This is a genomic window from Streptomyces sp. NPDC054783 (assembly GCF_053611725.1).
In genome coordinates this window covers 193228-207735 of record NZ_JBSHAY010000016.1, presented here as the reverse complement: position 1 = coordinate 207735, position 14508 = coordinate 193228, and the positions used below count along the sequence as shown (strand labels likewise).

15 protein-coding genes and 1 pseudogene are annotated in these 14508 nt (G+C 70.3%); 12 read left to right on the top strand and 4 right to left on the bottom strand.

Annotated elements, in window-relative coordinates; all coding sequences use genetic code 11:
- Positions 1-371 precede the first annotated feature (371 nt).
- Positions 372-740 (bottom strand): MerR family transcriptional regulator, encoded by a 369-nt coding sequence (locus tag ACWGJ5_RS26950; protein WP_453312240.1) that lies wholly within the window; start codon positions 738-740, stop codon positions 372-374.
- A gap of 1158 nt (positions 741-1898) precedes the next feature.
- Here ACWGJ5_RS26950 and ACWGJ5_RS26945 point away from each other — a divergent pair.
- Together ACWGJ5_RS26945 and ACWGJ5_RS26940 are read left to right on the top strand one after the other, a co-directional pair.
- Positions 1899-2180, top strand: coding sequence for an STAS domain-containing protein (locus ACWGJ5_RS26945; RefSeq protein ID WP_453312248.1), 282 nt, complete (start codon positions 1899-1901; stop codon positions 2178-2180).
- 122 nt (positions 2181-2302) lie between these two features.
- A pseudogene (locus ACWGJ5_RS26940) lies at positions 2303-2692 on the top strand (PP2C family protein-serine/threonine phosphatase); the annotation flags it as partial.
- Positions 2693-2724: 32 nt separating this feature from the next.
- Here ACWGJ5_RS26940 and ACWGJ5_RS26935 read toward each other — a convergent pair.
- The gene (locus ACWGJ5_RS26935; RefSeq protein ID WP_453312239.1) at positions 2725-3264 is read right to left on the bottom strand and encodes a hypothetical protein; all 540 of its coding nucleotides are present in this window, start codon (positions 3262-3264) and stop codon (positions 2725-2727) included.
- 485 nt (positions 3265-3749) lie between these two features.
- Between ACWGJ5_RS26935 and ACWGJ5_RS26930 the strand changes: the two genes are divergently transcribed.
- The 8 genes from ACWGJ5_RS26930 (at position 3750) to ACWGJ5_RS26895 (ending at position 8640) form a co-directional block, all read left to right on the top strand.
- Positions 3750-4010 (top strand): hypothetical protein, encoded by a 261-nt coding sequence (locus ACWGJ5_RS26930; RefSeq protein WP_453312238.1) that lies wholly within the window; start codon positions 3750-3752, stop codon positions 4008-4010.
- Positions 4011-4084: 74 nt separating this feature from the next.
- The gene (locus tag ACWGJ5_RS26925) at positions 4085-4432 is read left to right on the top strand and encodes a hypothetical protein (protein ID WP_453312237.1); all 348 of its coding nucleotides are present in this window, start codon (positions 4085-4087) and stop codon (positions 4430-4432) included.
- A 159-nt stretch (positions 4433-4591) separates the two neighbouring features.
- Positions 4592-5026, top strand: coding sequence for a DUF5994 family protein (locus ACWGJ5_RS26920; RefSeq protein ID WP_453312236.1), 435 nt, complete (start codon positions 4592-4594; stop codon positions 5024-5026).
- Positions 5027-5072: 46 nt separating this feature from the next.
- The gene (locus ACWGJ5_RS26915) at positions 5073-5486 is read left to right on the top strand and encodes an STAS domain-containing protein (RefSeq protein ID WP_453312235.1); all 414 of its coding nucleotides are present in this window, start codon (positions 5073-5075) and stop codon (positions 5484-5486) included.
- Between the two features lie 338 nt (positions 5487-5824).
- Positions 5825-6031 (top strand): cold-shock protein, encoded by a 207-nt coding sequence (locus ACWGJ5_RS26910; RefSeq protein WP_067116135.1) that lies wholly within the window; start codon positions 5825-5827, stop codon positions 6029-6031.
- Between the two features lie 242 nt (positions 6032-6273).
- The gene (locus tag ACWGJ5_RS26905; RefSeq protein WP_453312234.1) at positions 6274-7788 is read left to right on the top strand and encodes a DEAD/DEAH box helicase; all 1515 of its coding nucleotides are present in this window, start codon (positions 6274-6276) and stop codon (positions 7786-7788) included.
- A 151-nt stretch (positions 7789-7939) separates the two neighbouring features.
- On the top strand, positions 7940-8275 hold the full coding sequence (locus ACWGJ5_RS26900; protein ID WP_453312247.1) for a CBS domain-containing protein: 336 nt from the start codon (positions 7940-7942) through the stop codon (positions 8273-8275).
- Positions 8276-8352: 77 nt separating this feature from the next.
- Positions 8353-8640, top strand: coding sequence for an SCO5918 family protein (locus ACWGJ5_RS26895; RefSeq protein WP_376408505.1), 288 nt, complete (start codon positions 8353-8355; stop codon positions 8638-8640).
- 1117 nt (positions 8641-9757) lie between these two features.
- Here the strand turns inward: ACWGJ5_RS26895 and ACWGJ5_RS26890 are convergent.
- Both ACWGJ5_RS26890 and ACWGJ5_RS26885 read right to left on the bottom strand, forming a co-directional pair.
- The gene (locus ACWGJ5_RS26890; RefSeq protein ID WP_453312233.1) at positions 9758-10939 is read right to left on the bottom strand and encodes a sensor histidine kinase; all 1182 of its coding nucleotides are present in this window, start codon (positions 10937-10939) and stop codon (positions 9758-9760) included.
- Entirely contained in the window at positions 10929-12125 is a 1197-nt protein-coding gene (locus ACWGJ5_RS26885; protein ID WP_453312232.1) for a LysR family transcriptional regulator, read from the bottom strand. Before ACWGJ5_RS26885 ends, ACWGJ5_RS26890 begins: the two co-directional genes overlap by 11 nt.
- A gap of 108 nt (positions 12126-12233) precedes the next feature.
- Here ACWGJ5_RS26885 and ACWGJ5_RS26880 point away from each other — a divergent pair, with 108 nt between their 5' ends.
- A complete protein-coding gene (locus ACWGJ5_RS26880; protein WP_453312231.1) occupies positions 12234-13433 on the top strand; it encodes a cysteine desulfurase-like protein in 1200 nt (399 codons plus the stop codon).
- A gap of 353 nt (positions 13434-13786) precedes the next feature.
- The gene (locus ACWGJ5_RS26875) at positions 13787-14422 is read left to right on the top strand and encodes a DedA family protein (protein WP_453312230.1); all 636 of its coding nucleotides are present in this window, start codon (positions 13787-13789) and stop codon (positions 14420-14422) included.
- Positions 14423-14508: the final 86 nt, after the last annotated feature.

Sequence of the window (14508 nt, the reverse complement as noted above, 5' to 3'; positions counted from 1 at the left end):
CCACCGCCGCAAGCCCCTCATCATCCCCGTCATCATCGACGCCTGAGCCCCAGCCCGGCAGCACGGTCCCCGGATCCGGCCGCGGCCCCGCCGGCGACGGACTTCCCGGGCGGTGCCGCCTCAGCGGCGGCCAGCAGCTGCCCCAGTTCCAGATCCCGGCCACCCATGGCAACCTGCTATCCGTTGCTGCTCCTTCTTCCCCGGGTTCGCCCCTCGTCACCCACTACATGCATCACGCCCGCTCGCGGTTCTCTCTTCCGTGGAGTCCGGTTGACGCGTTGAGCCCGCCTGAGCTGCGGAACGCCGGTGAGGTCCCTCAGCGGCCTCGTTCGTCGGCGGCTCGTCGATTGCCTCGGGTTCGGGCGTTCTGATCAGGTTGATGTCTTCGGCTGAGGCTTGCCGCCCTCGGCGCGCAGTTGCTCGTTGATGCGCTGCGCCTCTTCGAGCTGGTCTTCGAGGATGACGATGCGGCAGGCAGCCTCTATGGCGGTGCCCTGGTCGACGAGTTCGCGGGCGCGGGCGGCGATCCGCAGCTGGTAACGGGAGTAGCGGCGATGGCCGCCGTCGGAGCGCAGCGGGGTGATCAGGCGGTGTTCACCGAGGGCACGGAGGAAGGCAGGGGTGGCGCCGAGCATCTCGGCGGCCCGGCCCATGGTGTAGGCGGGGTAGTCGTCATCGTCGAGAGGGTCGACGGGAGGGGAACCGGCAGGCGGCACAGACCTCTTCTTTCGGGGACGCATCGGGGGGCCCGGGTGCCAGTACGGCACCCGGGCCCCGAGCTTTCAACACCATCTACCGGCGCACTGCGCCGGACTTCTCTGTCCGCAGGTGCCGCCTGGAAGGGCGGGATTGCGGGGATCGCGGATGCGTGACCGGGGACCACCTTCCAATCCGGGGCCTTGCGGTACCCGGGCGAACTGCTTACTCGCCCGGGCGATCCTGATGGCGTTCTGCTCCTTACCTTTCGATTACGCGGATACCGCGGGTGCTGCTCACAGCCCCGCTGGGGCCGTGTCCTTCTGGTCTACCTGCACAGCAGTTCGTGCCTGCTGTGCCCACTTCGACTCCTGGGTACGAAGACAACACTAACCCTGCGACGACTGAGTGTCTACTGTCGCCATGGCAGTTTTTCTTCATGGAGTGTGCGTCTGCTTCTACCGCAGGTACAGCAGGAAGAGTGCTCACTCGAATGGCGGTCCCCGCTTCACGTACAGCAGTCCTCGGTGAGACCGGCCCGGTGCTCGCCCACGCTGAACGGCGTCCCAAGCCGCATACGTCCACCGCCACAACCCCGCGCCGAGGCCCAGATCAGGACCGCTCTCCGGCTGGAGATCCTGCGAGACGTGGCCGCGCACGAGCCACGTTCAGAGTGTCCTTCGGCTGGCGCCGAGGACGGGCTCAGACATCCAGGAGGATCCGGGCCGTGATGCGTTTGCCGACCGCTTCCCGATCGACGGTGAGTTCCTGTGCGATGGCCTCACGATCTCCAGACAGTGCCGACCCACCCGTTGCGGGTCTGCTCGCCAGGCTGCCAGCAGCAGGGGATCAGTGTCCCAGATCGTGCCCCTTACCTCCCCGCCGACCAAACACAGCTGCACAAGGACGGGGCCGGGCACGTACTTGATCGGTGACCAGCTCGCTGATCACCAGTTGAGTCAGGCCCACGATCCGCTCAGAGACCCCAGCCGGGTGGCCGCGGGTGGGGAAAGCGGCGGCTCGGTGGCGGGCTTCGGCGATGCTGGCTCCGCCATCGGCCAAGGCGATCGTCATCTCCATCGCGGTGCATTACCAGCACCACGCGCAGGCGGCTTTCCGTCCGGAAGGGCAAGGATGCCGACGTCGGTGACGGTTGTTGAGGAGAGCGTGGAAGGCATCGACGGGCCGCCAGAAGGCAACCGATTGTCGATCACGCGCGCCTGCTTCGAGGGCCTCAGCGTGGCGAGGTCTGCGGCGAAATCGACCGGGACAGTGCCCCTCAGCTTCTCGATGCCGCAGCTGCTCACGGCGCCGCCTCGTACCGGACGGTGCTGGACCTCGACGGCGTCACGATCATGGACTCCAGCGGCGTCAACGCTCTCCTCACCACCCACCGAACCGCGCTAAGCACCGGGGGCCGGCTACGACTGGCAGCACCCAGTGCCTCCGTCACACGCCTCTTCCAGATCGTCGGCATCGGGTGAGGGAGAGGCCGCCGGCGCAGGCGATCCCCTCGCCAGGGCAGAGACGACGACACACACGGAGCGCGCCATGCAGGCGAAGCCGGTGCCCTGCGAACCGGCACACCGCGTCATTCCGAAGGAATGCGAAACCGGAAGGCCCGGACACCGGCCCCTGGACGCTTCGCTGGACCAGTGCCGGGCACCCGCCTCCCCTGCTGCTGACCCCCGACGGGAACGCGCAGTATCTCGATGCCGGGCAGGGACTGATTCTCGGCACCCACCTGGGCGTCGGCAGTCATCGTCCGAGTGCCGCTCGCGCCCCGCCGCCGGGGTCCACGCTCCTGCTGTACACCGACGGCCTGATCGAGGCTCCGGGCAGCGACCTGGACAGCGGGCTCGGCCGACTGCGCCGCCATGCCTTCACCCTCGCGCACGAACCGCTGCACACCCTGTGCGACCAACTGTCCGCCCGGATGCCACCCGGCAGCACCGACGACATCGCCCTCCTCGCCCTGCGCCTGCCCGTGCGCTGACCTGGGCGGGCCGTGATCGATGACGGCGCTCCTCACGTCCCCGCAGTCAGCACCAGCACGCGGCACGAACCGGGCGGTCCGGCCGTGTGGGTTTCGTCTCCGGCGCTCCGCCACCCCCACGACCTCAACGTCTCGACGATCCCGTCGTCCCGGGCTTCCACCAACGTGACTCCGAGCGCGGCGCCGTGGTCGGCGAGCAGTCGCCGCTGCAGGCGCCGGGCGAGGTTCCAGGCACGCCCCTGGTTCTCCCGGCGCACACGGGACGGGACGACGATCCCGGAGACGACGAAGAGCCGCCTGGGGGCGACGCGGCGGACCAGGCTCTCCCGAACGTCTCCGTCGAAGCCCGCCCACCACGGGCCGGCGCCGCCCACGGGAAAGCCGTAGGCGCATCCAGTCAGGACCGTGGTCTCCGCGATCAGCAGCGAGAACCCCGGTCGTCGTGCGTCGGCCGCGAGGTGTCGCAGAAAGGTGGCACGCGCCTCGTTCCACGCCCAGGGGCCACCGCCGGAGACCTCCGCGTACAGGTCACCCAGCTCCTGCAGGCGGTCCTCGACCTGGCCGCGCGTCAACGGGCGGAGACGTTCTCCCTCGTGGGGCGAGGAACCCCGCTCCCGCATCGGTCGGCCCGGCCTGCGCGTGTGCGACCTGCCCGGTGCCGGCCGGGGCGCGGGGAGGTTCGAGGTCGTCGGGAGGAGCATGTGCGCGCTCATGGGTCGAACCCTGCCCCGGGCGCGGACCAGGGGCCCACCCGGCGTCGCCGATCACCGAGAGCGGCACCGGTGTTGGAGCCCGGTGCGCGGCATGCCCTCGGTGTCTCCACCGTACTCCCGGCCGGGCCCGCCACGGTGGCGCGGCGGCGGCCGACGACTGCGACAGCCCGTTCCGGGGGAGCACCGGTCTTCCACGAGGGGTCGGCCGTGGCACGCACGCCCCCTTGCCCGGCATACCCTTCAAAAAGGGGGTGGCCCTGGTGACGCGGCGCAGCCCGCACCGTCGACGGGCGTCGGGCAGCGACCTCAGTCGTGGTTGCACCCTCACCTGGCAGGAGGTCCGTATGAAGCACGCGCCCTTTCCCTCCGAAGGCCACGCCGAGGTCCGCATCGTGGCCGCGACGCCAGAGGTCGCCCGGCGCGTCGCCGAAGTACTCCGGCGCTGCTTCGCCTCGACCGAGCAGCGCAGCTATCCCGCGGACCGCGCAGGAGGGACCCGGCTCCACATCACCCTCGACACCGCTCAAGCGGCGGACCCCGCACAGTCCTGGCTCACGACCAGCACCTCGACAGAGCAGACACAGACACACGCCGACGAGGTGTGACCCGGATCCGAGCGGCCCGAGGATCCGCCGTCGCCTCCGTCCCCGCGCGGCCGTCAAACCGGAGAACGACAGTCATGACGAAACTCCGCGAACGCAAGAACAACCGGAAGGCGGTCCTGCGATCCCTGTACGGTGCCGTCGAGCGCAACCGCCCCGAGGTCAATGGATCGGCACTGCGCGCCGAGCTGGCCCTGCCCGACGAGGACCTCTCCGCCGCCTGCGCCTATCTGACCGACGAGGGCCTGATCAGCGTGGACTGGACATCACACCACACCCCCGCCACCGTCTCGCTGACGCACCAGGGCATCCGTCTGATGGAGGAACTGGAGGAGGAAGAGGAGGAACAGGAGGACCGGGTGAAGCCAGAGGAGGCACAGCCGACGACTGACCCGCCCTCTTCTCCTCGTCCAGAGGTAACCTGACCGCACCGAGAGCTTTTCGCGCAGCGCGACCGGCGGTGCCGTTCCCGGCGAGTGACGAAACGGGCAGTCGTCCGACGGCTCCCAAAACGGGACCGCACGATGGAACCCGGCGGAACACCGGCCGAAGGCGCGTCCTCGGCCGACGCGCACACGTACCGCATGCCCACGCCTCGCCTGGCCCTCAACCCGGACGTCAGCCACGGCCCACTGGACGGGGCCTGGTGGCCGCACTGCGATGCGCTGGAGCTCGAACTTCCCTCGCTCGTCAGCTCGTTGGAGCCGGACCCGGACACGACGGTACGGGTCACCATGGACCCCGCCGACTGGCCCGACACCCCGCGCACCGTCATGGCGCCCGGCCGGGTGATCGCCGTCGAGCCGGCCGGCCCCGGAGGCGAGACGCACGTCATCTCCCTGGACTGCGGCTCCGTGGGACGCTGGGTGCTCCTGGTCGTCCCGCCGCATGAGCCGGCCGGAACCGCCGCCCGGCTGCTGGCCGCCGCGGCCGACCCCGAGAACCCGCTGACCGCCGCGCGCATGCTGGCCCTCGCCGAGACCGATCGCCCCGGGGGCACGACAGGGGAGACGGAATGAGGCACGTCGGCCCTGGGGCGCCTACGGCCGGCACGGCCATCCCGCCTTGCCCCCATCCCTGCGCGAGCCGTTGACCACGCAAGGTGGAGCGCCCGCACTCTTCGAGGAATGCCGCATCGTCCGCGCACACGGCGAACTGAACAGGCAGACGGTAGCGCCCCTGGCCCGCGCCCTGGCCGAAGCCCGCGCGGCCCGGCCCGGACGGCTCCTCCTCATCGTGGACCTGAGCGAGGCAACCTTCACCGACTGCAGCATCCTGACGCCACTGTGCGATGCCTGGTACGACTGCCGCGGCCGGAGCGGCTGGCTGCGCATCGTCTACGGCAACCACACGACGGACCTGGTCTTCCGCTGCACCGGTCTCCTCAACCGTTTCCCCGCGTACGCCAGCGCGCAGGACGCCTGGGAGGGGCGAACGGCCGACCCCGGCGCAGCGGATCCGCCCCGACGACCCGCGTGACCGCACCGCGTTCCGCATCGTCTCCCTTGAGGACCAGCTCGACGACGCCCTGCGTCTGAACCGGGAAATACGCCGGAAGCTGGACGAGCACGGCGCAGACTACCTAGTCCCGTCACTACAGAAATACACCCCGACACGGGAGAATAATTACCGGACGCTCCCGAAAACGCATGACCGTCTCCATCCGGCCTGTGTTAACGTGAGAGCAGTTGCAGTTTTGGTTGCCAGAGATTTTTTCTTTGCAGAGCTTTCCGGGATCTTTCCGGAGGGGTGATCATCGCGGCGACTCGGCTCCGCAAAGTGCGGAGTCTGGCACTGCCCCCCAAGGGAGATTCAATATGGCATCTGGCACCGTGAAGTGGTTCAACGCGGAAAAGGGCTTCGGCTTCATCGAGCAGGACGGCGGCGGCGCTGACGTGTTCGCCCACTACTCGAACATCATCAGCAACGGAGGCTTCCGCGAGCTTCAGGAAGGCCAGAAGGTTAGCTTCGACGTCACGCAGGGCCAGAAGGGCCCGCAGGCTGAGAACATCGTTCCCGCCTGACGCAGACGCGAATCGTCGCGAGCCAGTGGTTCGCGCATCATGTGGCTGGGGCCCGTGCTCTTGGGGTACGGGCCCCAGCTCATTGATTTTCCCGTTTTCCGGATTTTCCGGACCGCCGGCCGTCCCCGCTCCAGCGCCACGAGGCCCGGCTCTTTTTTCTTCGGCTCATTCTTGCGAATCCTCGTGCGGTTATCGCCGCTGGACGGAATTCCTCGATACGCCGCATCGAGGAAGGTTCTTTCATGAACCGCACCCCCCGTCACACCGGCACCGCTTCCGGCAGCCGCTTCCGTACGCAGGGGACGGGCCGCCAGGGTCCCCGTCCAGGTACCGGACGAAATACTGGCCAGGGCGCACGCTCCGCCCCGCGCCGACAGGAGTTCGCCCTGCCGGTCACCCTCACCGAGCCGCTGCCGGCGGTCGAGACGTTCACCGAACTGGACATGCCCGCACGGCTGTTGGCCGCGCTCGGCGCCGAGGGCGTGGCCGTGCCCTTCCCGATCCAGGCGGCCACACTGCCGAACGCACTGGCCGGCCGGCACGTCCTAGGCCGGGGCCGTACGGGCTCGGGCAAGACGCTCGCCTTCGGCCTGCCGGTACTGGCCCGTCTGGACGGACAGCGGGCCCAGCCCCGGCAGCCGCTCGCCCTCGTCCTCGTCCCCACCCGGGAACTGGCCCAGCAGGTCACCGACGCGCTCACCCCCTACGCCCGCGCCCTACGGCTGCGACTCGCCACCGTGGTGGGCGGCATGTCGATAGGCCGCCAGGCAAGTGCGCTGCGCGACGGCGCCGAGGTCGTCGTCGCGACGCCCGGCCGCCTCAAGGACCTCATAGAGCGGCGGGCCTGCCGGCTGGACCAGGTCGCCGTCACCGTGCTGGACGAGGCCGACCAGATGGCCGACATGGGTTTCATGCCGCAGGTGACCGCGCTGCTCGACCAAGTCCCCGCGAGCGGCCAGCGGTTGCTGTTCTCGGCCACGCTGGACCGCAACATCGACCTCCTGGTACGCCGCTACCTCCACGACCCCGTGGTGCACTCGGTCGACCCGTCCGCGGGAGCCGTCACCACAATGGAGCACCACCTGCTGCACGTGCGCGACGCGGACAAGGACACCGCCGCGACCGAGATCGCCGCCCGCGACGGACGCGTGCTGATGTTCCTGGACACCAAGCACGCAGTGGACCGGCTCACCAAGCACCTGCTGTCCGTCGGGGTACGAGCCTCGGCCCTGCACGGCGGCAAGTCCCAGTCACAGCGCAACCGGACGCTCGCTCAGTTCAAGGACGGCCACGTCACGGTCCTGGTGGCCACCAACGTCGCTGCCCGCGGAATCCACGTCACGGGCCTCGACCTCGTCGTGAACGTAGACCCTCCCGGCGACCACAAGGACTACCTCCACCGCGGCGGCCGTACCGCACGCGCCGGCGAGTCCGGCACCGTCGTCACCCTCGTGCTGCCGCACCAGCGGCGAGCGGTGGACCGTCTGATGGGTGACGCCGGAATCGCTCCGCGCACCGCACGGATCCGCCCTGGCGAGGCCGAGCTGCACCGCATCACCGGCGCCCGGACCCCCTCCGGCGTGCCCGTCGTCCTCGCCGCACCGGTCGAAGGACGACCCGAGGGCAAGGGAGCCGTCGGCTGGCATCACAGGAGCCGGGCCGCCGGCCGTGGGAGGAGCGGCCAGGGGGCCGGCCGTGGCGGAAGCGGCCCGGCCGCCGCCCGGGGCCGTCGGCCTGCACCGAGGAACAACCCATAGCTCAAGCCCGGGGAAGCGCTCCCTGCGGTCGGGACGAGCCGTCGCCCGTCCTGCCCGCCCCAACGAAGAGGAGAAGCCCTTGACGACGTTTCCGCCCCGAACACAGCAGCTCGACAGCACCGACGGCACCGGTCTGACCGCCCGCGACGCCATGCATGCTCCCGGGCCGCAGGTCGACGACCACATGGCGGTCGACGTGGCCCTGTCCGTCCTCATCGGTGCGCGTGTCCCGCATCTGCTCCTCCGGGACGAGGACGGTCGGTGCGCGGGACTGGTCACACGGGCCCAGCTCGCCGCACACCGCGGCGGCTCGTGGTACAGCGACCGGACGCGGCTGCGGGACATCGCACTCGACCGCGGGCCGTTCACCTCGTCCACATCGATACTCGGTGAGGCGGAGGCCGCCATGCGGATCCGGACGCTGGACGTGTCCCCCGTGATCGACGAACACGGCTACGCCCTGGGCGTGCTCGCTCTCACGCCCTGACCGTCGTACCGACCCCGCCCGACCGCCGTCACCCGGTCACCGTCCCCGGCATTCTCCCCCACTTCGTGGAGGCAGCCATGCGCTGTGTCATCGCCCGGTACCCCTTCGACCTAACCAAGATCGAGGTCGAACAGTCCATGACCGGCGTCCCGCCCGAACCCGTCACCGGCGTGTCTGTCACCATCGACCGCCGCGTCTACCCCGTGATGCAGGTCGGGGAAGTGATCACCAGGCAGAACCGCCGTGACTTCACGGTGGCGGAGATGCGCCGGGCGCTGACCCGACTCGGCTTCACCTGCCACGACGCGCGCCCGGTCGCGCCAAGCTGGGATGCGCGGGCGGACGACGACGCGCTCGGCTGGTGAACGATTCCGAAATCGACGGCAGGTGAATTGTCGTCCGCGGGTTGGAACACCGAAGGATGTGGCACCCGGCTGGTGGCGGGCCGGACGCGCGAACCACGTCCCGTAGGGGCCAACGGTTCGGCAATGAGCCGCGAGGCCGCACGAGGCCGGTACGACCCGCCGGCCCGGTTGTCGTCGCGGGGCTGCCCGGCGACAACCGGTGGGTGGCCCGAGCCGTTACCCAGCAGTGCTGCACATGTGCGACCGCAACCGCACATGGACGCACGGCGCCGAACCGCCGACAACTACTCGGCGGGGCCGCGCGCACCCTGCATCACGCCCACTGATGTCGCCGTGCCTCCGCGTGTTGCGTGCCTGCGCTGCTTCAGTGGTTGCCCACAGGACATGACGTCATGTCACCGGCGAACCAGACCAATCGCAGTCACGCAAAGACCTCGAGCACGGCGAGCCGGAACACGGCAAGAGCGCGTCGGACACTACGCATCAGGCCCACCCCCGAACGCAGAAACCCCCGCCGGAGCCGACCGACGAGGGTTTCTCACCTCTCACCTGCTATCACAAGCGCCTCACCAACAGCGTCGACGTACCTGGACCACAAGGACCTGAGCCGCGGAAACGGGCCCGAGCTAGACCCCTTGGACCGCACAAGACGCTTCTTACAACCTGTGCCAGGCGGGACCATCACGACTCAGGGCCAGAGTGCCACTACTCCTCGCGTCACGGCGAGCGGAGTGCCGCCCTCCGCAGGTCTCCGGACTTCGGCGCAGACAGCGGTGTCGGCCGGCCCAAAGAGCCGCATCGATCAAGATCCGGACCATTCCCGGGCCAGCGATCCCATCAAAGTCTCGACGGCGCTATTTGCGCTGGTCAGCGGTGCGGTGCCTCTGTACCACCGTGAGACGAAGAACCTCCTGGTGTCGTACTCGCCGAAGAGGCTCGGCTTCTTCTAGAGGCCAGGAAAAGGCGCCTGCCCAGTCCTTTTGCCGGTCAGGCGCCTTGCACGCGATTCACTCGGAGCAGCCGCGGCTCTTGATGGTCGACCCCCGGAACCATCGCAGTGAGCTGCCGGCAGGAGACCGAACTCCGCGTGCCCATGGCAGTGATGTTTTCAACGGCCTCATCGTCGCGGGCCGCCGGGCGAAGCCGTATCAGGGGCCGTCCGAACGGGATCCGGAGGATCGCCGGCAGTGCTGGTCAGCCAGTCCCGGTGCAGTAGTGGCAGCGTGTGCTCCACGTCCCGGACGGTGGTGGCCGACAGTCGCACCTCGAAGCGTGTGCCCGGGCGGCGGTCGGAACGGTCCTGCACGGTGATCCGGCCTCGGTGCAGGGCGACCTGCTGGGCGACCAAGGTCAGGCCGAGACCGGAGCCGGGGCTGTCCGGGCCCCGGCGGAAGCGCTGGAAGATTTCCTCGCGGCGTTCGGGAGGGATGCCGGGTCCGTGGTCGTCCACGGTGAGCACCGCGGCCGGCTCGTGCAGATCGCTGGACGAGTGCAGGGCCACTTCGATGCGGGCGACGCCGTCCTCGGCACGGGCGTGGGTCCAGCCATTGACAAGCAGGTTGTCCACCGCCGAGCGCAGGCCCTGCTCCCAGCCGTGCACCCGCACCCCCACGGCGGCATGCACGGAAACGTCGGCGTCGGGGTGCGTGCGCCGCAGGTCGGAGACCGCCGCGTCCACGAGCTCCGCGAGATCCAGCGACGTGAAGGCGTCCGCCTCGATCAGATCACCCTGCGCGAGTGCCTTCAGCATCACCAGCAGCCCGAGCAGCCGGGCGTGCTCGCGCCCGAGGTCCCCGAGCACCTCCGCCCGATCCTCGGGGTCGAGGTCGGGATGGTCGGTGAGGATGTCGAGGTTGGTGCGCATGCTCATCAGGGGGGTACGCAGCTCGTGGGAGGCGGTCGCGGCGAACGCGCGAGCGGTGGCCAGTGCTTCCCCGGTGCGCGCGACCTGTTCGTCGTAGCGGGCGAGCACGGTCTGCACCGTGTACGCCAGGTCGTCGACCTCGGCGACACGGGACGGGGTGTGTTCCAGACGCGTGGAGTTCGTCCGGGGGTCGAGACCGCTGGTACGCCGCTGCAGCCGCCGCAGCGGAAGAACCGCCCGGGCGGCGACGGCCCAGGCGGTGACCCCGGCCAGTGGCGCCGCCAGTAGCGCCCCGGTCAGCACACGTCGGCGGACCAGTGACAGCTCGTCCTCGGCGGTGTCCGGTGACAGCAGCCACAGATTCGGCGTGGTGCCCTCCTTCGCGGCGCCGACGCGCAGCGACAGGACCATCCAGTCCTTGCCGTCAGAGGTCACGGTGACCGGGTCCGGGGCACTGCGGGGCAGCGTGGGGAACAGGTCGGGCTGCGGGCCTGGCGCAGGGGTTCTTCGTCCCGCCGAGTACGGTCAGCATCCCCCGAAGGGCCGAGGAGAGCGCCGCACCTGGTACGACTTCATTGCCGACCGCCTCGCCGAGGAGTTGGCGGAGGCGCATGCGACGACGGACAGCGGCCCGGCAACCCGGGCGGGAGCGACGCGTCGCCCATGTGATCAGCGGACTGTGCTCGCCCCTGACGACTGCGCGCTGTCCACGGCACCGGTCAGGAGCGCGACCAGTTCGTCGATGAGCGGGGAGCGGGGAGCGGGCACCGGGTCTGCTGACGGCGAGGATCTCCCGGTGGAGCGGCGCGACCCCGGATGGCAGGACCACCCTCTCGACTGCGGCGTCGTGTCCTGCTCCGAGGAGCGTGGCCGGGATCAGGCCCACCGCGAGGCCCGCCCGGATCACGGCAAGCATGCTGTGCAGGTCCTCGGTCTCCAACGTCACGTGCGGCGCGATCCCGAGCTCTCCGGCCCAGCGGTGCAGCAGACGCCGGTCGGGGTTGTGGGCGTGACCCGAGACCCATTCCCGTTCCAGGCATTCGGCCAGCTCCACCGGGCGTCGGCGCCCCGGCTCGGCACCCGTGACCAGGACGAGCGGTTCACGCCCCAGGAGGGTGATCGTCAACGCCTCGGACGGGGCCGGCGGATCCTCGGACAGGTAGCGGTAGGCGACGAGCAGGTCGATGTCCCCCGACTTCACTCTCGGCACCCCCTCGTCCGTCTCCACGACGACGAGACGGATCCGGGGACCCGGGCGGCGAGCCCTGAGCGTGGACAGGACCTGAGGGAGGAGGTAGGTCATGGCGCTGGGGTAGGTCCCGACGCGCAGCTCGGCGATCTCACGGTTCGCGATGCCGTGGGCGGCGTCCTGGAAGCGCGCGGTCGCGTCGAAGAGCGTCTCGGTCGCCCGGGCGAGGGAGCGGCCGGCCGCGGTGAGGATCAGCCGGCTGCCGGGGCGCCGGTTGATCAGTTCGACGCCCATGTCGCGTTCGAGCGCGGCGATGTGCTGGGACACCGCCGAGGGCACGTAACCGAGCTCGGTCGCGGCCTCGGCCATCGAGCCGCGGCGTACGACGGCCAGGAAGGTGGCCAGGAGCTTCAGATCCGGCTGAGACTTCATGGTTCATGAACTTTCTCTTCGGGATCCATCGCTTTACGTGTCTCGGGGTCGACGTCAGAGTAGAGGCACCGCGACGCCAGGCACTCCGCCCGACAGAAAGCAGAGACGATGGCCATCGACCTCACGGCCCTGCGGGCCAACTTCCCCTCTCTCGCCACCGGGCTCGCCTTCTTCGACGGTCCGGGCGGAACGCAGACCCCCCGCCCCGTTGCCGACGCCATCGCCGCGACGCTGACCAGCCCCCTGTCCAACCGGGGAACCGTCAGCCCGTCGGAGCTCAACGCCGAGCGCGCCGTCGCGGACTTCCGCGCCGCCTACGCCGATCTGCTGAACGTGCCCGCGAACGGCATCGTCCACGGCCGCAGCGCCACGCAGCTGACGTACGACTTCTCCCGCCACCTGGCCATGACCTGGAACGCGGGCGACGAGATCGTCCTCAGCCGCCTCGACCACGACGCCAACGTCCGCCCCTGGGTCCAGGCCGCCGCGCGCGCCGGAGTGACGGTCCGCTGGATCGAGATCGCCCCGGAGACCACGGAGCTCGACCTCGACTCGTACGAGCAGGCACTGACGCCCCGGACCCGGCTGGTCGCGGTCACGGCAGCCTCGAACGTGCTGGGCACCAAGCCGCCCGTCCGCCGGATCGCCGACCGCGCCCATGAAGTCGGCGCCTTGGTGTACGTGGACGGCGTGCACTACGCGGCGCACCACCTCGTGGACGTGCCCGCTCTCGGGGCCGACGTGTTCGTCTGCTCGCCGTACAAGTTCCTCGGACCGCACTGCGGGGTGCTCGCGGCGGCACCCGAGTTCCTCGAAACCCTGCGCCCGGACAAGCTCCTGCCGTCCCCCGACACGGTGCCCGAACGCTTCGAGTTCGGCACGCTGCCGTACGAGATCCTGGCGGGCGCCGCCGCCGCCGTCGACTTCCTCGCCGAGCTGGACCCGGGCACGGCGGCCTCGCGCAGGGAGCGCCTCACCCGCTCCTTCGAGTCCGTGCACGAGCACGAACTGACGCTGCGGGCACGGCTGCAGGAGGGTCTGGAGTCCCTGGGCGACGCCATCACCGTGCACTCGAAGGCCGCCGACCGCACCCCGACGCTCCTGATGTCCGTCGAAGGCCGCGACGCCCGCGAGGCCCAGGCACATCTGGCCGCGCGCGACGTGGTGGCACCGGCCGGGTCGTTCTACGCCTACGAACCCTTCACCGCGCTCAAGCTCGAGGGCCCCGCCCTGCGCGCGGGCCTGGCCCCCTACAACACCATCGACGACGTGACCCGCTTCCTCGACGGGCTCGCCGGCTTCCTCTGACAGCCGGGCCCAGACCTTCGGGGCGAAGGGTGAGAGGCGCCCCTGACGGGAAGAAGGGCGCCCGCCAGGGCGCCCGCCAGTCGATGCCCGGCAGGCGCCCTTGGTTCGTTACGGCACTCGCAGGAGACCGGTGCGCACCTCCCAGCCCGTCGCAGCCCGTCGCAGCCCGTCGCAGCCCGTCGCAGCCCGTCGCAGCCCGTCGCAGCCCGTCGCAGCCCGTCGCAGCCCGTCGCAGCCCGCAGGGGAACGGAGCGGGTCACGGGCACGGGTACGGCTACGGAGCGGGCGTTTTCGCAGCGGTCGGGCGATGCTGGTGAGCGAGTAGCCCTGCGAGCAGGCCAGGAGGCGGCCAGGTGACAGCCGTCAATCCGTTGAACAGCGCCTCGGTGCTGGCCGCCTTCGGTGCGATCGGCGTCCTGGTGGTGATCTTCGCGGAGTCCGGTCTCCTCGTCGTCGGCTTCTTCCTGCCCGGTGACACCCTGCTGTTCCCGGCCGGTGTGCTGTGCGCCGGCGGTGCGCACCAGGAACCCCGGCTGGAGTTGTGGCAGGTGCTCCTGTGCGCGGCGGTCGGGGCGGTGGCCGGCGGGCAGGTCGGGTATCTGGTCGGCCGGCACGGCGGACGGGCGCTGCTGGCCCGCACCTCCAGTCGGCGGGTGAAGGCGGCGGCCGTCCGCGCCGAGGAGCTGCTGGCCCGGTACGGCCACGGGAAGGCGCTGGTCATCGGCCGGTTCGTGCCGCTGCTGCGGACGGTGCTGCACCCCGTGGCCGGCGTGCTCGGGGTGCCCGTGCGGAGCTTCACGCTCTGGCAGACCGTGGGCGGGGTGCTGTGGTCGCAGCTGCTCGTCCTCGCCGGTTACAGCCTCGGTACGTCGGTCCCGCACATCGACGACTATCTGCTGCCGCTGGTCGCCGTGGTCGTCGTCCTGTCGATGCTGCCCCTCCTGTTCGAGGCCCGCCGCGCCCGCCGCGAAGGGCGTGCCCGCCGCTGACAGCTCAGCGCTGTGCCGTGTTTCGTGGGCCGCAGCGTTGTGGCTGGTCGCGCCCACGCGGCGGTAGCCGCACAGGAGATCCTGCC